At 64.5% G+C, this 19,052-nt stretch carries 16 protein-coding genes and 1 pseudogene; 4 read left to right on the forward strand and 13 right to left on the reverse strand.

What is annotated here, in order from left to right; genetic code table 11:
* Positions 1–39 precede the first annotated feature (39 nt).
* Positions 40–849, reverse strand: a pseudogene (locus DAT37_RS18520) (carboxylesterase family protein); the annotation flags it as partial.
* A gap of 372 nt (positions 850–1,221) precedes the next feature.
* Between DAT37_RS18520 and DAT37_RS18525 the strand changes: the two are divergent.
* Positions 1,222–2,568 (forward strand): cytochrome P450, encoded by a 1,347-nt coding sequence (locus DAT37_RS18525; RefSeq protein ID WP_408637417.1) that lies wholly within the window; start codon positions 1,222–1,224, stop codon positions 2,566–2,568.
* A 12-nt stretch (positions 2,569–2,580) separates the two neighbouring features.
* The gene (locus DAT37_RS18530) at positions 2,581–2,904 is read left to right on the forward strand and encodes an alpha/beta fold hydrolase (protein WP_269814783.1); all 324 of its coding nucleotides are present in this window, start codon (positions 2,581–2,583) and stop codon (positions 2,902–2,904) included.
* 52 nt (positions 2,905–2,956) lie between these two features.
* On the opposite strand, the gene DAT37_RS18535 is transcribed toward DAT37_RS18530, so the two are convergent.
* The 12 genes from DAT37_RS18535 to DAT37_RS18590 form a co-directional block, all read right to left on the reverse strand.
* Positions 2,957–3,541 carry a TetR/AcrR family transcriptional regulator gene (locus tag DAT37_RS18535; protein WP_109526006.1) on the reverse strand — a complete coding sequence of 195 codons (585 nt, stop codon included), beginning with the start codon at positions 3,539–3,541 and terminating at the stop codon, positions 2,957–2,959.
* Positions 3,542–3,596: 55 nt separating this feature from the next.
* Complete coding sequence (locus DAT37_RS18540) at positions 3,597–4,778, reverse strand: MlaD family protein (RefSeq protein WP_232839830.1); 1,182 nt, start codon at positions 4,776–4,778, stop codon at positions 3,597–3,599.
* An 86-nt stretch (positions 4,779–4,864) separates the two neighbouring features.
* Positions 4,865–5,974, reverse strand: coding sequence for an MlaD family protein (locus tag DAT37_RS18545; RefSeq protein WP_109526008.1), 1,110 nt, complete (start codon positions 5,972–5,974; stop codon positions 4,865–4,867).
* Positions 5,971–7,074, reverse strand: a complete 1,104-nt coding sequence (locus DAT37_RS18550; protein ID WP_198654327.1) for an MCE family protein — start codon at positions 7,072–7,074, stop codon at positions 5,971–5,973. The genes DAT37_RS18545 and DAT37_RS18550 overlap by 4 nt, the downstream gene beginning before the upstream one ends.
* On the reverse strand, positions 7,071–8,135 hold the full coding sequence (locus DAT37_RS18555; RefSeq protein WP_109526009.1) for an MCE family protein: 1,065 nt from the start codon (positions 8,133–8,135) through the stop codon (positions 7,071–7,073). The genes DAT37_RS18550 and DAT37_RS18555 overlap by 4 nt, the downstream gene beginning before the upstream one ends.
* Before the next feature lie 7 nt (positions 8,136–8,142).
* A complete protein-coding gene (locus DAT37_RS18560) occupies positions 8,143–9,180 on the reverse strand; it encodes an MCE family protein (RefSeq protein WP_109526010.1) in 1,038 nt (345 codons plus the stop codon).
* Positions 9,177–10,475, reverse strand: coding sequence for an MlaD family protein (locus DAT37_RS18565; protein WP_109526011.1), 1,299 nt, complete (start codon positions 10,473–10,475; stop codon positions 9,177–9,179). The genes DAT37_RS18560 and DAT37_RS18565 overlap by 4 nt, the downstream gene beginning before the upstream one ends.
* 4 nt (positions 10,476–10,479) lie before the next feature.
* Positions 10,480–11,334, reverse strand: coding sequence for an ABC transporter permease (locus DAT37_RS18570; protein WP_109526012.1), 855 nt, complete (start codon positions 11,332–11,334; stop codon positions 10,480–10,482).
* Positions 11,334–12,200, reverse strand: coding sequence for an MlaE family ABC transporter permease (locus DAT37_RS18575; protein ID WP_109526013.1), 867 nt, complete (start codon positions 12,198–12,200; stop codon positions 11,334–11,336). Before DAT37_RS18575 ends, DAT37_RS18570 begins: the two co-directional genes overlap by 1 nt.
* A 108-nt stretch (positions 12,201–12,308) precedes the next feature.
* Positions 12,309–14,009 (reverse strand): nitric oxide reductase activation protein NorD, encoded by a 1,701-nt coding sequence (locus DAT37_RS18580; protein WP_109526014.1) that lies wholly within the window; start codon positions 14,007–14,009, stop codon positions 12,309–12,311.
* Positions 14,006–14,824, reverse strand: coding sequence for a CbbQ/NirQ/NorQ/GpvN family protein (locus tag DAT37_RS18585; RefSeq protein ID WP_109526015.1), 819 nt, complete (start codon positions 14,822–14,824; stop codon positions 14,006–14,008). Before DAT37_RS18585 ends, DAT37_RS18580 begins: the two co-directional genes overlap by 4 nt.
* Position 14,825: 1 nt before the next feature.
* Positions 14,826–15,998, reverse strand: coding sequence for a spirocyclase AveC family protein (locus DAT37_RS18590; RefSeq protein ID WP_109526016.1), 1,173 nt, complete (start codon positions 15,996–15,998; stop codon positions 14,826–14,828).
* A 222-nt stretch (positions 15,999–16,220) separates the two neighbouring features.
* Between DAT37_RS18590 and DAT37_RS18595 the strand changes: the two genes are divergently transcribed.
* Positions 16,221–16,823 (forward strand): TetR/AcrR family transcriptional regulator, encoded by a 603-nt coding sequence (locus DAT37_RS18595; protein ID WP_109526017.1) that lies wholly within the window; start codon positions 16,221–16,223, stop codon positions 16,821–16,823.
* Between the two features lie 554 nt (positions 16,824–17,377).
* Entirely contained in the window at positions 17,378–18,550 is a 1,173-nt protein-coding gene (locus DAT37_RS18600) for a spirocyclase AveC family protein (RefSeq protein ID WP_109526018.1), read from the forward strand.
* Positions 18,551–19,052 lie beyond the last annotated feature (502 nt).

Consider the following 19,052-nt stretch of genomic DNA (forward strand, 5'->3'; position numbering starts at 1 on the left):
GCCAGCGTTCCGCTGAGCGCGAGGAACAGTCGGCACTCGTCACGGTTGTGCCCGCACCGCCTGCCACGGTGCCGTCGGCAGCACCTGGCCGTCGACGACGGGGGCGAAGGGGGCGAGCAGGTGGGCACCGACTCCCCAGGTTCGGGTATATCGGCGCATCTCGGCGTTGAGTATGACGCCGGCTTCCGGCAGCCGACGCGGATCAACCTCGGACAGTTCGGCGACCGTGGGCCGCAGGCCGATGGTCGCGGTGAGCGCCCCGGCGACGTCGGAAGCCAACTCGTCGGAGAAATACTTGCCGGGCATGCTGTGGATGATCGCTCGCCGGAAAAGCCCTGTGGCGTCGGGCATGACCAGCAGTGCTGCCACAGATCCGGCACCGGCGGACTCGCCGCAGACGGTGACTCGGTCGGTGTCGCCGCCGAAGGCCGCGATGTTCTCCTGCACCCAGCGCAGTGCCGCGATCTGATCGAGCAGACCTCGGTTCGCCGGAGCCCCGTCGATCCGGGTGAACCCTTCCACGCCGACTCGGTAATTCAACGTGACGACGACGACATCGCTGTCGCGAGCGACCCGGTACGCGTCATAACCTGGACTGCCCGCGAAGCCCAGTTTGTATGCGTTGCCGTAGATCCACACCAGGACGGGCCGTTTCGCGGCCGAATCCGGCTCGGGCGTCCACACATTCACGGTGAGCCAGTCGTCACCAGCGGGGATGTCGGTCATGCCGGTCAGCCCGGAGATCCCCGGATCCTGCGGTGGCGGCGGTCCGAACTCGAAAGCGTTACGGACACCGTCCCAGGAGTGGGGCGGGCGCGGCGCCAGGAAGCGCGCCGCACCCACCGGTGGCTGTGTGAACCGTCGAGGCGATGACGAGGACCACCGCGAGACACGACAGTGTCAGCAGCCAGCGTTGGGCGGCGGACAGTCCGGCGCGTTCGGTGGATTCCATCGGACCTCCGCAACTATGGGCACAACGACTCCGGCCCCCGCGATACCGGAGCCACATTGATATACTACAAAGTATCTGAGTGTCCTGATAGACTCTGACATCCTGATCGGATAGCAAGTTGGTGGGAGCGGAACATACCTCGCGCGGGATTCGGACTCCCTCTGTCTCGCGCCGAGTCGCGAGGGCGGTACGAAGCTCGGCCGCAAGAGTTTTCGTGCGTCACCTTCGAATCGGAAGCAGACGATCGGGCCTCTCGAAAGGACGTAGAAGTGAGTTCGAACCCTTGGTCGATGGAGCCGCATCGTGAGCGGAGCCGCTACCAGTTCGACCGCCACACACCCGAATATCGCTTTCGGTTCGAGGCGATCACCGAGGAGATGCACGCGAAGTGTCCGATAGCGTGGAGTGATACCTACGATGGACACTGGGTCGCCGCGGGCAATCGTGAAGTGTTCGAGCTCGCCCGCTGCCCACACGTTTCCAACGATCGGGACTACAAGAACGAGCGTCGCGGCTATCTCGGGATCACGATCCCCTACAGCGCGCCGGTCATACCCCTACGCAACGGGATCCTCGAGATGGACGACCCGGAGCATCGGGTTTTTCGTGCCGTACTCAACCCGTATCTGTCGCCGAGTGCGGTGTCTCGGTGGGAGCCGTTCATCGATGAGATAGTGCGGGCTTGCCTGGATGAGCGGATCGAATCCGGGCGGATCGATTTCGTCGACGATCTGGCCAATATCGTTCCGGCCGTCCTGACACTCGCCATGCTGGGCATCCCGCTGCGGAAGTGGGCGGTCTACAACGAGCCGGCGCACGCCGCGGTCTACACCCCTCCGGATTCACCTGATCGTGAACGAGTCCAGAACCTCAACATGGAGATGGGGATGGACCTGATGTCCAATCTGCACGAGATACGCGACGATCCACGCCCCGGGTTGATCGATGCTTTGGCGCGCATGGAGATCGACGGCCACAAACCCGAGGAGATCGACCTTCTCGGCATACTCGGACTACTCATCGGCGGGGGATTCGACACGACGACGGCACTGACCGCCCATTCGCTGGAATGGCTGTCGCAGCACCCTGATGACCGTGAAACTCTCAGTCGGGAACGCGAGACCCTGCTGAACTCGGCAACCGAGGAGTTCCTGCGATACTTCACTCCCGCGCCGGGGGACGGCCGCACCATCGCCGAAGATTGCGAGGTCGCCGGTCAGCAGTTCAAGGAAGGTGAGCGACTATGGCTGTCCTGGGCGATGGCCAATCGTGATGCCACCGTCTTCTCGTCCCCGAACGAGGTCGTGCTGGATCGGAAAGGCAACCGACATCTGAGTTTCGGGCTCGGTATCCACCGATGCATCGGGTCCAACGTGGCACGAACGGTGTTCAAACGGATGTTGATCGCAGTGCTCGATCGCATGCCCGACTTCCACTGCGACCCCGAAGGTGCGGTCCACTATGAAACCATCGGCCTGATCCAAGGTATGCGCAAACTTCCCGCGACCTTCACCCCCGGTCCGCGATGCGGAGCCGGATTGGACGAGACCATCGACAAACTACAGCAAATAGTGCACGAGCAGCGGCTCGCGGCACCGGTCACGGGCGCGCGGTGAGTCGCCGATTGCTTGTCTACCCAAGGTGTGTCGATGTGGGCGCCGAATCAGCGCGGCTACTCGCGCGGCGCCCGACCTGCCGGAGTCGAAAACTATCGTTCGGCTGAACTGTTCGGCGACGTCCTTGCTTTCTGTGACGAGTTGTTCCTGGATACTGTGCATTTGGTCGGCCATGACCGGGGTGCGGTCGTCGCGTGGGCGACCGCGGCTCATCACCCGGAACGGATCGACTCGGTCACCGCGCTGTCGGTGCCGCATCCGGCGGCTTTCGCGCGTGCGATCGCCGACGACCCCGAGCAACGGGAGAAGTCGACCTATCTCGAATTCCGTGCGTGACCGATACCGGTCGACCGGGCGCGTCATCACTGTTCTGATCTTCCGGTTCGACCTAGGCAAGCGCGGTGGACAGCATCTTCGTCATTCTCTCGACGAAGATGTTTTGCGGTATGCGGTTCTCGTCCAGGATCCAGCATTCGAGTCCACTGAAAATCATCGCGAGTACCGGGGTGATTCCGATCTCGGCGGGTGTTTTCTCGACCTCGAAAATTTTCGAGATCAGCGGTGCCAGTGTGGTTAACAAAGGTTGATTCGCCAGCGTGTGTCTGTCTACGAGAAACCGATACACATCCACATTGTGCGCTACCGCGGTCGCGATTCCGTCGATGGCCTGTGTCAGTCGGACCGGAAATTCTTCGGTCGAGCCGGCAATCGTAGAAAGCATGTCACCGAAGACGTAATCGACCATGGCGGCCGAGAATCCGGATTTCGATCCGCACAGCGTATAGATGAGCGGTTTGCTCATGCCGGCCGCTCTCGCGATATCGTCCATGGACGTCGACGGGCCGTGGATCGCGATCGTCTTCAGCGCGACTCGAAGGAGTCCGTTGAGTTGCTGCTCGCGAACGAGCATTGATTTTCGCGGTCGTCCTCGATCGGCGAGAACCGTTGGTGTAGGTGCGATTCGAGCGGTCATGAGAATATCTCGGCCCCTGTCGCTGTCGAAGCAACCACAGCCGGCGATGCCTGCTTCACCGTGGGACCGGGGCGTGGGGTCCGCCGTAGGGGGTGGGGATGGACAGGGGGCCGATCGGTGCCGGGTCTGCGGTCCGCTGTGGATCGGTGACCGGTGGCCGGGGTACGGGCTCCTCGAGGGGGCGGGGGGCGTTGCGGGCTCCGCGTGGCATCAGCGTGGGGTCGGGGTCGGTGCAGTCCGCGTGCAGGTAGGGCGGGGCGTAGTCGGGCGCCGATCCGGCACGGCGTGGCAGGTTGTAGTCGCAGGCGTAGCGGGGATAGATGCTGGCCAGGGCCCAGACGCCGCCGTCGTGGAATGCCGAGGTCACCGCGTCGAGCGCCGAGCCGTTTCGCTGTTGGGGAAAGAAGAACTCGTTCAGCGCCGGGATTCGGGAGTAGGCGACCTGGGAGACGGTGACGAGGTTGCCGAGCAGTTGGACCATGGTCGGTGAGTTCTCGGCGAGCAGGACGTCGAGCGTGGACAGCATCGGCGGTGTCTGTGTGACGAGTTGTTCGAAACCACCGGTCATCGAGGACACCCCGGCGAGTGTGGTCGACAGGTCGGCCGAGGTGGACCGCAGTGCGTGCCGGCCGTCGGTCAGGGTGGTCAGGACGACTCTGCTGTTGTGGAGCAGGTTCACCGTGTGTGGGAGGGTCGCGTCCAGCGTCGAGATGAGGAATGTGCCGCCGTCGATGATCGTCGCCAGTTTGTCGGGGCCGGCCTGACCGACACCGAGTTCCCGGGAGATCGCCGTGAGCCGCGCCGGATCGATCTGCGCGAGTGTGGCACTGAGGCTTTCGAGCATGTCCGAGAGCGGAACGGGGGTGGTCGTGCGGTCGGAAGTGATGACAGCGTGGTCGGTGAGATAGGGGCCGTCATTCGTGGTGGGGAGGAAGTCCAGGTACTGCTCACCGGCAGCGGACAGAGCGGCGGCGCGGACCTGACCGGAGGCGGGGATGCGAACGTCTTCGTCGATGGCGGCGACGGCGACCACTTTGTCACCGGCGACCTCGACGGTTTCGACGCGTCCGACGCGAACTCCGCGCAGGGTGACATCCTGCCCCGGGAGTAGCCCGCCGGATCGCTCCAGTTCCACGTGCACCCGATACGGGTCGTCGAGCGGATCGATGTCGAGGGTGCCCAGCAGCAGATACCCGCCGGCGCTGCCGAGGATCGCGAGCAACCCGAGCAACGACACGGCGATTCGGTGGCGGTGGGCGCGGCCAACGACACCCAGAAGCAGGCGAGCTGGCGCCTCCCAAGGGCTTCGGTGGATCGTCGTGGTCATCGCGGCGTGCCTTCCAGACGGTTACCCAGTCGATCGAGCATGTGCTGCAGCGAGCCGACGAAGGCGGTCCAGTCCGTCACGTCGGGGAGCCTGCCGCCGGGGGTTCCGGGGAATCCGGGGTCGGGGACAGCGCCGACCGCGACCTGGGTGACGTCCACGTCGACGTGGCCGTTGGGGCCGCTGATCATCTTGATCACGATTCCCAGCATGGTGTTGAGTTCGTCGAGGTCGGCTTCGGGATTGAGCGCCGCGGCGTTGAGGCCCGCGGCCAGTTGATTGATATTGGCCGCCATGCTGGTGTCGTTGGTGCCCTGGATGCTGGGGAACCTGGCCAGTTGTGCGGTGATCACGTCGATGCGGTCCACGAGGGTGAGCAACGAGTCGGTGTTCTCGGCGAGGACTTCCATGGCGGGTCCGGCCGCGGCGACGGTGTCGGTGAGGGTGGCGCGTTGGGTGGCGACGGTCGCGCTGAGGTCGGCCGCGGAGCGCAGGACGTCGCCGATCTGCGTGGACCGGGCCGAGAGGGTGCCCAACAGGGTCCGGGTCTGGTCGAGTAGCGCCGCGAGTCGTTCGCCGCGGCCGCCGACGTGCTCGCCGAGCGCGGCGATGACCTCGGTGAGGTAGTCGATGGTGCCGCCGCTGACCAGAAGTGATGCGCGAGTGAGCATTTCCTCGATGGTGGACGCGGCCGAGGTCGACTCGAGGGGAATCGCGCCGCCCTCGCCGAGCGTCGCGGTGCCGGCCTCGGCGGCGGGGGGCGGTTTCATGGCGACGAACACATCGCCCATCGGCGTGGCCGATCGCAGTTCTGCCGACGTGCCTTCGGGCAGGCGCACGGTGGAGTTGATTCGCATCGTCACGACGGCGGTGTAGTCGCGGGCGGACATGGAGTCGACCTGTCCGATATCGGCGCCGTTGAGTTTGACTTTCGCTTTGGTCGGTAGGTTGAGTGCGTTGTCGAATGTCGCTGTCAGGGTGTAGGTGTCGCCGCGGAGTCCGGGGGCGGGCAGCGGCAGTCGGTCGAGTCCGGCGGCGCATCCGGTGACGGACAGTGCCAGCGTGGCGGCGGTTGCGGCGAAGAATATCGCACGCGTCGGTCGTGTCATCGGCTGTTCTTTTCCGCGAGTCCCGTCAGGATGGCGGTGATGCCGAAATCCGGTCCCATATCCCGCATGGTGCCGGTGGCGCAGCCGAGACTGTTGAGCTGCAACAGATTACAGATTTCCTTGACCATCTGGCCGTCGAGCAGGAGTCTGTTGACATCGACCGCGGCACGCAGTGCGCCGACGTTGTGATCGATCGCGTTGTAGGCGTTATCGGTGACCAGGGGGAATACGTCCAGGAAGTCGGCGAGGTTGTAGTCGTAGTCGGCCAGGGATGTCGCCAGGGTGTCGGCGTTGCCGGTGAGGCCGGCGATGGTGCCCCGGTGGCGTTGGAGCAGGTCGGTGACCTGCGTGATGATCCGGTTGAGCGCGGCACCGGTCTCGCCTGTTCCGAAGTGCTGTTGGGCCAGGAAGTCGCTGAGTTGTGCTACGGCGGAGCCGAATTGGCGGAGCGTCTGATCGTTGCGTGCGGCTGCGTCGGTCAGGGAGTCGAGGTTGGTGACGACGGTGGTGATCGCGTCGCGGGTGGCGGCGCCGTTGTCCTGGCCGAGTTGCAGCGCGCGGGAGAGTTCACCGAGCGCGGCTCGCATGTCGTCGCCGTTTCCACTGGTGGCCGCCGCACCCAGGTTCATCAGATCGGCGATCGGGCCCGAGCCGTTGCCGTCACCGGACAGGGAGGTGGACAGCTTCTGTGCCATCGAGAGCAGGGCGTCGAATTCGACCGGGGTTTTCGTGCGGGTGGTGTCGAGCGTCGCCCCGTCGGGCAGGGTGGGACCGCCTCGGTAGATCGGGGTGAGTTCGATATGGCGGTCGGTGAGTATCGAGTCCGACACCGTGACCGCCTGCACGTCGGCGGGTAGCCGGATTCCGTTGTCGATGTCCATCTCGACCTCGACGTCGGTGCCGCGGGCATCGATGCGGACGATCCGGCCGACACGCATCCCGAGTGCCGAGACCGAGTTGCCTTCGTAGAGTCCGTTGGCGTTGGCGAATCGGGCGGTGATCGTGGTGGTGTCGGCGCCGGGACCGGACGAGCATCCGGCCAGACATGCCGCGCTCAGTGCGAGCACGGCCAGCTTGAGAGTGGACAGGGTGGCGCTCATCGACAGTCCTGGAGGTAGGGGGCGCGGCCTGCGGCGACGGCGCTCAACGCGCACATCCACGAGTCGACGAAGGCTCCATCGGGGGCATTGGCGTTCAGCTCGGCACCCGTGCCGGTGGCATTGGCGAAAAGCCGCCAGGGAACCGGGAGGATCTGCAGGATGTTGCGCAGCAGATCGTCGTGGCCGGCGATCATCGCGGTCATGTCGTGTAGATCGGTCAGTAGTTGTTCGATTTCGGCGTGCTCACCGACCACGATCGGTTCGAGTCGCTGTACCAGGGAGGTGGTCGCCTCGAGTAGTCGGCGCAGCGCGTCCTGGCGGGCGTTGATCTGCTGCAGGACGGTGCGGCCCTGGCCGATCACGGCGGCCAGATCGGCTTGCTGCTCACCGATGACGGTGCTGACCCGAGCGGTACTGGTGAGCAGCGCGCCGATCTGGTCGCGGCGCTGCGCGATGACGGTCGAGAGGGATCGGATATCGCGCAGGATGCCGGGGATCAGCGACGGCACGCCGTCGAGTCCGCGTGAGAGCGAGGCCATCGACCGGGCGATCTGGTCCGCGTCGAGTTGGTCGAAGGTGGTGGTGGCGTCTTGTAGCGCGGTTTCCAGGTCGTAGGGAACAGTGGTGTGGGACAGCGGAATCCGATTGTCCGGCAGTTCTCCGGTGCCGCTGGAGCGCAGTTCGACGTAGCGGGAGCCGAGCAGTGTGGTGAGTTTGATCGCGGCTTCGGTGTCCGCGCCGAGTGTGACGTCGTCGTTGTCGATCGTCATGGTGACTTCGACGTGGTCACCGGCCAGTCGGGTGCTGGTCACCGAGCCGACGGGGATTCCGGCCCAGGTCACCGCGTCGCCCGCGCCGAGTCCGGCGGCCTGCGCGAAATCGGCTCGGCAGGTGCGTGAACCCAGGTGTAGCGAGTTGATTCCGACCATCGCGACCAGTACCAGTACCACCGCGCCGACGGCGGTGATCCCGAGACGCAGCGACGTGTCCGTGTCGGTCGTGTCGACGTGGTCTCGGCCGGTCCGTGAGCGTCCGCGGGTGAGGGCACGTAGTTGTCTCATCATCGTTCTACCTGCAGATCGCGGAGTTCTGGGGACGGCCGGTGGGGGAGGAGCCTGCGAGGATCCGGGAGATCACCGGGTCGATTCCCGGGACGACGCTGAATTCGATATCGCAGACGTAGGCGTTGACGAAGGCGCCGCTGTCGGTGGCCCGGACCATGGCTTCCAGCAGCAGGGGAAGATTGAAGCCGAGGTAGGCGAAACGGTCCCGGCCGTCGACGAAGTGGTGTGCGAAGCCGGGTTCGCGGCGGACGAACTCGCTCAGTGCCGGGGCGGCGCCGTCGACGACGGTGGCGGCGTCCGACAGGACCGTGGCGATTCGGCTGGTCTGCTCGATCAGGGTGTCGCGGCGAGTTTCGAGTCCGTCGAAGATCTTGCGGGTCTGGGTGATTGTCGTCTGCATCCCGGCGCTCTGACCGGCCAGCGTGCTCATGACGACCGAGAGGTTGTCGATGAGTGTGCCCAGGATCTGGTCGGGTCCGGCGAAGGATTGCGCCAGCGTCGCGGTCTGGGTGATCAGCGCGGCGACCGCGCCGTCGTCGCCCTGTAGTGCGCGGATCAGCGCGGAGGTCAGGTTGTCGACGTCGTTCGGATCGAGAGTGCTGAACAACGGCTGGAAACCGTTGAGCAGCCCGGAGAGATCGAAAGACGCTCGAGTTTGTTCGAGGGGGATCTGCGCGCCGGGTGGCAGCGGAGCCTGTTCGCCGACGTCGGACAGGCTCAGTCCGAGGTAGCGCTGTCCGATCAGATTCTGGTAGGTGACCGAAGCGACTGTGTTGCCGTACACGGTCTGGTCCCGGCGCAACCGGAAGCCGACCTCGGCCTGCGGCCCGTGGACCTGGATGTCGTCGACGCGGCCTACCTGCACTCCGGCGACCCGGACGTCGTCGCCGACGCGTAGTCCGGAGACGTCGGTGAAAATCGCCGAATAGGTGTGGGTGTCGCCGGTGACATCTCGTCGCAGCGTCACGTGGACCATCCACGTGAGCAGGGCGGCGACGAGCAGGAAGGCGGTCAGGCCGACGAGTTCACGGCTTCGTTTCATCGTGGTTCTCCCGCTGTCGGTACCGGAGAGCTCGTCGGGGCGGTATCCGGCGCACCGGTAGTGCCCGGGGCGGCGGGCTCCTGGCCTGTCAAGCCGAAAAGCTCTGCGAAACCGACGGATTCGGGTGGTAGGCCGAGGCGCTCGGCAAGACGCTGTCGTTGCTCGGCGGTGCTGACCGGACCGTCGAGCGCGCCGATCACGGGAGGGCCCGCGGTCGGACCGTTCTCACAACTCGCTCCCGCGAGCTCGCCGTAGCGGGGGCAGTCGGTGCGGGTGTACTGCTTGTGCGGGGTGAGTTCGACGATGACCTTGGCGGTGCCGCTCTGGTTGTCGGTGTTCCAGAAATCGTGGGCGAACACCCTGGCGACGCGGGTCTGTGAGGTGGTCATCTGCACGAAGTTGGGGCTTCCCGCGGCGAGAATCTGCAGGACCGGTCCCATTCTGCTGTTGAGGTCGATGAGGGTGTCGGTGCGATTGGTCATCGCCGTGCCGACGGTTGCGGTGGTCGCGTCGGCGCCGGTCAGCAACTGCGCCAGACGAAGTCGCTGCTGGGCCACGCTGCGCATGGGTCCGACCGCTTCGTGTAGCGCGGCGAGCAGGTCGGGGGCGGATTGTTGCAGCCCGTGCACCGCTTCCGACAGGCCGGTGAGCAAGGAGTACTCGTCGTCGGTGGTCGTCTCCGCGTTGTAGGCGCGCACGATTCGCTCGAGCTGGGTCGCGGCGGCCAGCGCATCTCGGCCTCGGCCGCTGGTCGCTCGTTCGAGGGTTTCGAAGATGCCGACGGTGGGGTCGGAATCCGGGCGTCCGACGGCGGCGACGATGTGACTCAACGCGGTCAGAGAGGTTTGCAACTGCACGCTGGCGCGGCTGTGATCCTCCGGAATCGAGGCGCCGTCGGACAGCGTGGCACCGGGACCGTTGTCGATGAGTTGTACCGAGGGAACAGCGAATACGTTGCTCGGGACCACCCGTGCGGTGACGGTCGAGGGAATCCCGGCGACATGGTCCGGCAGTAGGTCGATGCGCACCGTGTTGGGTCCGCCGCCGGCCGCGGGCACCACCTCCCGCACGCTGCCGACCAGGACACCGCGGTACTTGACGTCGGATCTCGTGGGGAGGCCGTCGCCGACATCGACCAGCATCGCCGTGACCGCGACAGTGTCGGTGAACGCGCCTTCGGACCGGGCGATCATCGCCGTGGCGGTAGCGGTGATCACCGCCAGAACCGCCAGTCCGCGCACGAACAGGCCCGCATTGCTCAGATGCCTGTCGTCGGATTCGAAGATTATCGTCATCGCGTCACCCGCTTATCCTCGAACCGGCGTCGAATCCCCACAGTGCCAAGGTCATCAGCAGGTTGACCGAGATCATCACGGTGATACTCGCGCGCATCGCGCGACCGGCCGCGATGCCGACTCCCTGTGGCCCTCCGCGCGCGTAGTAGCCGTAGTAGCACTGGATGGTCGTGGTGACGATGACGAACACGATCGCTTTCAGCAGTGAGTAGACGATGTCGGTGCCGCTGAGCACCAGATCGAAGTAGTGGTCGTAGGTGCCGAACGATTGACCACCGACGAATCCGACGAACAGCTTCACCGCGAGGTAGTCCGCGGCCAATCCGGCCAGGAACAGGGGAATCACCGCCACGACGGAGGCGATCAACCGTGTCGACACGAGGAAGGGAACGGGGCGGATCGCGATCGAATCGAGGGCGTCGATTTCCTCGGAGATCCGCATCGCACCCAGCTGTGCGGTGAATCGACATCCCGCCTGCGCGGCGAACGCGATCGAGGCCATGATCGGAGCCAGTTCGCGAGTCGCGGCGGTCGCGGCGATCATCCCGGTGGCGGGCTGCATTCCGAGTAGCTTCAACGCGTTGAATCCCTCGATACCGACGATGCCCCCGGCCGCGGCTCCCAGGATGATCATCACCCCCGCCGTTCCGCCGCCGACGATGAGCGAGCCGTTGCCCCATGTCACATCGGACAGGATCCGCAACGATTCCTTCCTGTAGTTCCGCAGCGCCACCGGGATGGCGGTCACGGCGCGCATGAAGAAGGTGAACATGTGCCCGAGTCGGATGATGCCGTGCCACGGTGGACGCGTTACCGCGATCACGGCCCGAACTCCCGGCGGGCGATAGATGGTGGCCATTACAGGGTCGTCCTCGGGAACAGCATGGTGTAGATCTGGGTGAAACCGAGATTGACCACCATCAGCACGACGATGGACGCGACGACCGCGGCATTGACCGAGTTCGCGACACCGCCCGGGCCACCTCGCGTGTTCAGGCCCTTCTCGCACGCGATCACGACGACGATGACCCCGAATACCGCGGCCTTGGCCATGGCGAGGTACAGGTCTCCCGCGGTCGCGAAGGAGGAGAAGGTCGCCATATAGCTACCCGGTGTTCCGTCCTGGACATAGACGTTGAACAGATAGCCGGCGAGGAATCCGACAAAACAACTGACACTGGTGAGCGCCATGGCGATGACAATGCCCGCGGCCAATCGCGGTACCACGAGCCTGCGCAGCACCGAGACTCCCATGACCTCCATGGCGTCGATCTCGTCGCGGATCTTGCGGGAACCGAGGTCGGCGCACAACGCCGAACCCACCGCTGCCGCCAGCAGAATGGCGGTGACCAGTGGCGCGGATTGCCGAATCACCGCCAGTCCGCTTGCCGCCCCGGCCAATGCGGTGGCACCGACCTGCCCGGCCAGCAGACCGAACTGGATCGACAGTGTCGCGCTGATCGGCACTGCCACCGCGATCGTCGGTAGCAGCGACGTCTTGATCATGAACACCGCTTGGGTGACGAACTCGTCGAAGGGAAAACGACGTGCGGCGATGTCGGTGAACAGATAGCGGAAAGCCTGTCGGCCGAGTGCGACCTGCCGTCCGACGGTCCGAAGCGACGCGATCGGGTGTCGCCGGGCGTAATCCTTCGACCAGTCCTTGATCTCGGCGACCGCGGTGGGCGTGGTCGGGTGGATAGTCGGGGTCTCATCGAATGTCACTATGAGCCTCCCTTGTTCGGTCTCGATGTGATCGGCGTCGACGGGGTGCGCACGACAGATCGGCCCTCGACGTGGGTGCCGAGGGGGTTCGCCTGCGCGTATCTGTCCCTAGCGCGGTTGGGGTGCAGCCAGTTCTCTCAAGGACGAAAGGAACAATTCGTCCATTCGAGGACTCAGTTCGGACAGGGTGGTCGCGCTGGCATGGCTGGCGGAGCCGAAGACGCGGGCGAGTGCGTCGGTAGTGGTCGTCGCGCCGATGGAAAGGCAGAGACAGGCCACGCCGTCGGCGCGGAGTTCCTCGAGTGCCTTGTGGGCGTCGGCTTCGGCGTAGCGGCCCTCGTATCCGTCGTCGTACGGGTGGCCGTCGGAGAGGACGACCAGGAGCCGGTTCTGTGTTCCCGCTTCGTTTTTGAGGATTTCTCCCGCCCCGCGGATACCGGCGCCGAGCCGCGTGTAGTTCGAGGGTTGCAGCTGATTGAGGCGGGCGCGCCCGAGGGCGCCGAAACGTTGATCGAACGTTTTGATCGCGGGCAGATGGACAGCGTGTCGACCCTGGGACCGGAACGCGTAGACCGCGACACGGTCACCGAGCTCTTCGAGGGTCAGCGCGAGTGTGGCTGCCGCGCGTCGTTGATGGTCGTGGACCGCCAAACCGTCGGTGTCGGTGTCGGTGGCCGATCCCGAGGCGTCGAGCAGGACGAGCACGCCGAGATTGCGTTCGAGTTTCCGATGTTCGAGATAGACGTTTTCCGGTGGAGAGTATCCAGAGCGCAGATCGACGACCAGATCGATGAGCGCCTCGATATCGAGCTCGTCACCGTCGGGACGGCGACGCAACACCTTGGGACCCAGTCCGATACGGGACAGGCGCCGCCGCAGGACGTCGTCGGGCGGAATACCCGCGGCGGAGATGTCGGCAGCGACTGTCAGCGGGAAGTCGATGACTCGGCACCAGTCCGGTCGGTAGCGGTTGTTGTGTACATCCCATTCCGGATGCAAGGCGCCGCCTACTCCGAGGGCGGTGCCTGGCTTGCCGTCGTCGGTGAATTGGATACGGGTGGGCAGAGGCTGGGCGTTCGGTCCTACTCGCTGCACTCGGCGTACAGCGCGGACCTGCATCTCCGCACCCGCGGCGCCGTCGCCCGGAGAGCGGGAGTTGCCGAACAACTTGCGCAGTTGGTCCGACAGTGCTTTGGAGTTGAACAGCGGGTTCTCGAACAGTTTGAGGATCTTGCTGCCCCCGGGCTGTTCGGTATCTCCGCCGTCTTCGTCTTCGTCGTCGGACTCGGGTAGGTCGATGGGATCGAAATCCAAGCGCAGCTCTTTGTTGGTGGCCCGCCCTCCCGGGGCGTTGGTGGGGCCCAACAGTCGGGAGGCTTTGATGACACCGAACCACTCGGGTGGGTCGGTGACAGGCCCACGACCGACTGCCACAGCAAGTGACTGTTCGGCGTCGGAAGTGCTCGGTGGTTCGTCGAGGTCGAGGGTGGCCGCGAGGGGAATCCGTCCGGCCAGGTCGGCGAGCACTCGCCGACCTTCCAGCGCCAGATACCTGCGCGCTGTCGCCGGACGTGCCCGAAAGGTCTTCACCAAGTGTTGGTCCAGACTCCCTGCGCCGAGTAATGCGGTCTGGACCACCATCTCGCGGCGCTGCTCGGCGAGCGGGCGGCCCGCCGAGACGAAAATCGCCCGGCCGTCGGTGTGAGCTGGTTGGTCTCCCGGCGCCTCCACGATGGCGACGGATCGGCCCGCGAGGAAGGTGCCGAGCAGTCGAAACCGCTCGGGACTGTTCGGATCGGAAGCGCTCATGCTCGTGGCAGGACCGCGTCGACGAGTTCACCGAGCGCGCGCACCACGTCCGGATCGTCGGAGAGAGCCTGGACGACGGCCGACTGGACGGCACTGCGCAAACTCAGTCCTTCCGCGACCAGGCCGCCGGCGAGGATCAGCAGCCGGGTGGAGGCCACTTCCCGCAGCGGCGACCCGTCGAGAGTGCGAATAGCGCGACCGACCTTTACCAGGGCGCTCGCGGTCTCGGGTGGGATCCCGGCTTCGTAGGTGACCACTTCGGTCTCGATATCGACAGGCGGGAAGTCCAGTTCGATGGCGACGAAACGCTGACGGGTCGACTCCTTGAGACTCTTCAAGACGCTCTGGTAGCCGGGGTTATAGGAGATCACCAGCTGGAAACCGGGCGCCGCGCGCAATGTCGTGCCGAGTCTGTCGATCGGTAGCTCACGGCGGTGATCGGCGAGCGGATGGATAACCACGGTCGTGTCCTGGCGGGCTTCGACGACCTCGTCGAGATAGAAGATGGCGCCCTCGCGCACGGCCCGGGTCAACGGCCCGTCCGCCCAGACCGTTTCCCCTCCTTTGAGCAGGAACCGTCCGACCAGATCCGCCGAGGTCATATCCTCGTGGCCCGCGGCGGTGATCAGTTCACGGCCGAGTCCATGAGCCATCGTTTCCACGAATCGGGTTTTGCCGCACCCGGTCGGACCTTTGAGCAGAACAGGCGAACCACGCCGAGCCGCCGCCTGGAAGACTTCCACCTCGTCACCGACCGCTCGGTAGAACGGCGCATCCAGTTCGGCGAGTACCTTATCGGCTTGACTGATCGACATCTCAATTTCCTCGCTCGAAGGGGACGATTTCCGGTAGTTTCTCGCCCTCGGGCAGGACGAGTCGGCCTTCCGGATCGATGTAGCCGGTGTCCTTGCCGGGGATCGGCAGGATCGGATGAGGGCAGAGCCGGTCGGTGCCTTCGCCGCAGATGCCCATGTCGAAGTAGGAACGCTTCTGGATATCCTCGGGCCACGGATCGGCGTTCATCGCGAACCACTGCGCGGGCAGGTTGTAGCAGACGAAGAAGAACATGCTGCATGCCGCGAAGATCGCCAGAAAACGCGTGGCTTGTTGCTTGGCGAAACCGCCTTGGATCTTCTCGAGGCCGCGTTCGACGAAGGTGCGACCGCGATCGTCGGTGAAGTAGCGCAACGAGCACAGACCCGCCTGTACGCCTCCCCACATGAGCCCTTCATAGATGGGCCACTGGTAGTAGGTACCGGCATTGATCGATAGCGACTGGATGGCGCCGGGGTAGGTGAACAGTCCCATCGGCATGAGGAACATGCCCTCGATGACGAGATCGAAGAAGAATGTCCAGACGATGAGCACCCCGATCAGCCCCATATTGCTGATATTCGGCCACTTCTTCTTGGCCTGGCGCATGATCCAACAGCCGAGAATGGTGCACAGCAGCACTCCGTAGGAGTATCCGGCGGCATTCATGAGCAACGGTTCGGCCATCATCGCGCCGGGTTCGGAATACGATCGCCAGCCCGGGATCTCGGCAACCCAGGAGCCGCGGTTGAACATCCAGGTGTTGTACGTGCTCCACGTGTTGAAGTAGTTCAGCAGCGGATCCTGGAAGAACAGCAGTCCGCAGGCAACGAGCAGCATGCCGTCGAGAGTGATGCGCCGCTCGCGCCGCCACGGCCGGATGATGAAGTAGTAGACGCCGATCGGCCAACCGATCAGGATCACGGTCGTCCACACGATGAGGATCGTTTTCATCCACGTCGGCGGATCGCTGGGGCCGGTGGGAACCCGTTCGAAGTGCGGTCCGATTGCCCACCGAACCCAGATGTAGACCTGGAACGCGAGGATCAGCGCTCCGATGATCGCCCAGATCTTGACCGGCTTGCTCGTCGACTGAACCTTGGCGCCCAGTGCAGCCGCCTCGCCGAGCGGCTCGGTGACTGTCGAGGACTTCTTTCTGTCCCACGGTCCGCTCATCGCGTTCCCTCCCGCTGAGTCCTTGTGGTCCGACGCACTCTGATCCGGTGGGGACTCGGAGGTGGATCGGTGGTGACTGCGACAACGTGGGTGTCGCGGCACTGGTCTGTTGTTGCTCGGGCAGCCATCGCTCGCCCTCCTTCAGTAGCTGTGCGGGAGAAAATATACCAACAAGAATCTATGTATTGGAAGGGTTTCTCAGATTCGTGGCATACTCGCTGTATGGCTGAGCGTTGGACCAGGGAGCGACGACTCGAGCGCACGCGTGGACTGCTGCTGGATGCCGCGCAGGAGGTGTTCGCCGAGAAGGGCTTCACGGCGGCGACCCTCGATGACATCGCCTATGCCGCGGGCTACACCAAAGGTGCTATCTACAAGCACTTCCCGACCAAGGAAGAACTCTTCCTGGCGGTGAACGACTGGTACTGGCAGCGCTACTTCGACACCTTCACCGAAGTGCTGTCGGCGGCATCGAAGGTGGAGGCGCACGAACTCGACCAGGTCGCGGCGCTGTGGCGGCAACTCAGTGCCGACCGAGGCGCCGACCATGCCGCGCTGGGGTTGGAATTCACCCTGTATCTGCTGCGCAACCCCGAGGCGCAGGAACGGGTCGCGGCCAAACGCGAAGAGGTCGTCGAAGCGCTGGCGCGATTCATCATCGAGGGTCTCGACCGAATCGGTGCGACGCTGCTGATCCCCCCGTTGACGTTCGCGCGCATCCTCGTCCACACGACCGACTCCGTCGTGCTGGGTACCCAACTCGACGGTGTCGACCTCTACCGACCGGTCCTCGAAATGTACCTGTCGGCAATCAAATTGCCCTGATATCAGGTGTGATCGTCGCTTGCCGACGAGAGTGTTCGGAGGTCGTGGACGCCGTGGGTAGATCCTCCATGTTGATCGGCGCCCCTTGACCCTGGACACATCGGCGCACCGCGACTCGTGCGGCCAGGGCGCCGGAGCCGATCTCGTGCCGAGTCGGCGAGCTGTCCTCGCGGAAGTATCTCCCTACCGTTGAGTTGTTGTCGGACAGCCGATTTCGCGTGGAGTAACAGCTTGTGCAATGTCGGCGACAGTCCGGCATTGACGCTGTGTCGCGGAGAAGCGACAGCAGTAGGCGCCGCGGGGTTGCATTTGTCGATCGCGGCTGAGCCACCGGGAATCACTCTTTCAGATTCTTGAAGACTGGGTGGTCATTGAGATTCTCAGTGGTATCTTTACGGACGTTGGGCTACTTAAGGAGGGTGACCGATGACGGCACCGACCACCGCAGATGTGTGCCACGACCAGGACGTCCCCGCGGTCGTGGCAGATTTATTTCTCGTCCCAGGCGAAGTCCGCGAGCGCCAGGCCTTCGTGGTCGGAAAGCGGGGCTTGCGATGAGCGCGCCCTGGGACAGGAAGAAGGCCTCGACCGTCACCGAGCCGATCGGAGAAACGGCCGCACTCGGCAGCGAGCCTCAGCCCTCGGTCAAGCCCGTCCGAATCTGGGCGGCGGTCGGCGCGGCGCTTCTGATTCTTCAGGTCTACGTGTGGATTCGGTGGGTCACCGGACCCTATTTCGAGCGGGTCCCCGCAGGACCGACCGAACTGCCCACGCTGATGAAGACGATCCTCACGGTCTACACGATCGGCATCGTGATCGGCCTGCCGCTGGGCATCTGGTGGTTCATCGTCAGGCCTTGGCGCCGTGAACGGCGCATCACCCTCGACGGCATGTTTCTCGTCGCGACCGGCCTGATGTTCTTTCAGGACCCACTGCTCAACTATTTCAACACGTGGTGCACCTACAACACCTGGATGTTCAACCGCGGCTCCTGGTCCTCACACATTCCGGGCTGGGTCTCGCCCGAGGAACCGGGTCATCAGGTGGCCGAACCGTTGCTGATGAACGCACCGGGATATGCCTACGGAGTTCTGCTGTGCACGATCTTCGGAGCCTGGGTCATGCGCCGGGTCAAAGCGAAGTGGCCGACGATCAGCAACCTCCGGTTGATCGGAGTGGTGGCGGTCTGGGCTTTCGTCTTCGATTTCGTCATGGAGGGTCTGGTGCTGATGCCGATAGGCCTGTACACCTTCCCCGGCGCCATCCGGTCCGTGTCGTTCAACGCGGGCCACTACTACCAATGGCCGGTCTATGAGGGTCTGATGTGGGGCGGAGTCCAGGCGGGTCTGTGCTGCTTGTACTACTTCACCGACGATCGTGGACGCACGGTGGTCGAGCGGGGGCTGGACCGGCTCCGAGGCGGTGTCGTTCAACAGCAAGCCACCCGCTTCCTGGCGATCTTCGCCGCGGTCAGCGCGATCTTCTTCGTGTTCTACAACGTTCCCGCCCAGTGGTTCGGCATGCATGCCGACCCCTGGCCGGTGGACATACAAGAACGTTCGTACTTCAACGGCGGCATCTGTGGTGCCGGGACAGACAAACCGTGCCCCGATCCGGCTCTGCCATTGCCGCGGTACGGATCCGGCTATATCGACAAGGACGGTCGACTCGTCCTGCCGGAGGGTGTGACTGTTCCGGAGATCGTTCCGTACCAGCAAGGAAAATGAGGGGTCGACAACTCGACCTGCTGCTTCGGGCCGACACGACGCACCGATTCGTCGGAAACCGATGGGACTGGCTGGTTCGCGAATGGGTCTGTGGGCCGGCGACGTTCGCCTTCGACCTCACGCAGAAAAGACTCGATGAGTTCGATCGCCTCGTCGTGGGCGGTGTCGAGGGCGACGAATTCCATTCGGGCGGCGAGGCGTCGGGCGCTGACCGCGGCGTAGTCCTTCGACTGCCGCCGAGGTGCCGGGCGGCCGGGCTCGCGCACGGATCTTGACAGGGGTGAAGCGCGTCACGTATTACTTAATCACTCGATTGAATTGATCAGTCGCTTAAGACTCCTTCTCTGGACCTTCGTGGTCATTCGATGTCTCCGGCGCGACCCCGGTCGTCGCTGGTCCGAACGAAGAATGTGGTGTTGCGCGTGGAAAATCTCCCGTTCCTCAACTCGGCGATACGGCAGCCCCGACTGTCGACGCCTGTCCGCGGCGTCCGCTCGCGTCG

The organism is Nocardia aurea (genome assembly GCF_003123685.1).
GTDB lineage: Bacteria > Actinomycetota > Actinomycetes > Mycobacteriales > Mycobacteriaceae > Nocardia > Nocardia aurea.

Excerpts from the sequence above, each read along its gene's own strand:
- DAT37_RS18535 (WP_109526006.1), bottom strand. The coding sequence starts at position 3,541 with ATGACCGCTCGAATCGCACCTACACCAACGGTTCTCGCCGATCGAGGA.
- DAT37_RS18545 (WP_109526008.1), bottom strand. The coding sequence starts at position 5,974 with ATGACACGACCGACGCGTGCGATATTCTTCGCCGCAACCGCCGCCACG.
- DAT37_RS18550 (WP_198654327.1), bottom strand. The coding sequence starts at position 7,074 with ATGAGCGCCACCCTGTCCACTCTCAAGCTGGCCGTGCTCGCACTGAGC.
- DAT37_RS18555 (WP_109526009.1), bottom strand. The coding sequence starts at position 8,135 with ATGAGACAACTACGTGCCCTCACCCGCGGACGCTCACGGACCGGCCGA.
- DAT37_RS18560 (WP_109526010.1), bottom strand. The coding sequence starts at position 9,180 with ATGAAACGAAGCCGTGAACTCGTCGGCCTGACCGCCTTCCTGCTCGTC.
- DAT37_RS18565 (WP_109526011.1), bottom strand. The coding sequence starts at position 10,475 with ATGACGATAATCTTCGAATCCGACGACAGGCATCTGAGCAATGCGGGC.
- DAT37_RS18570 (WP_109526012.1), bottom strand. The coding sequence starts at position 11,334 with ATGGCCACCATCTATCGCCCGCCGGGAGTTCGGGCCGTGATCGCGGTA.
- DAT37_RS18580 (WP_109526014.1), bottom strand. The coding sequence starts at position 14,009 with ATGAGCGCTTCCGATCCGAACAGTCCCGAGCGGTTTCGACTGCTCGGC.
- DAT37_RS18585 (WP_109526015.1), bottom strand. The coding sequence starts at position 14,824 with ATGTCGATCAGTCAAGCCGATAAGGTACTCGCCGAACTGGATGCGCCG.
- DAT37_RS18590 (WP_109526016.1), bottom strand. The coding sequence starts at position 15,998 with ATGAGCGGACCGTGGGACAGAAAGAAGTCCTCGACAGTCACCGAGCCG.
- DAT37_RS18595 (WP_109526017.1), top strand. The coding sequence starts at position 16,221 with ATGGCTGAGCGTTGGACCAGGGAGCGACGACTCGAGCGCACGCGTGGA.
- DAT37_RS18600 (WP_109526018.1), top strand. The coding sequence starts at position 17,378 with ATGAGCGCGCCCTGGGACAGGAAGAAGGCCTCGACCGTCACCGAGCCG.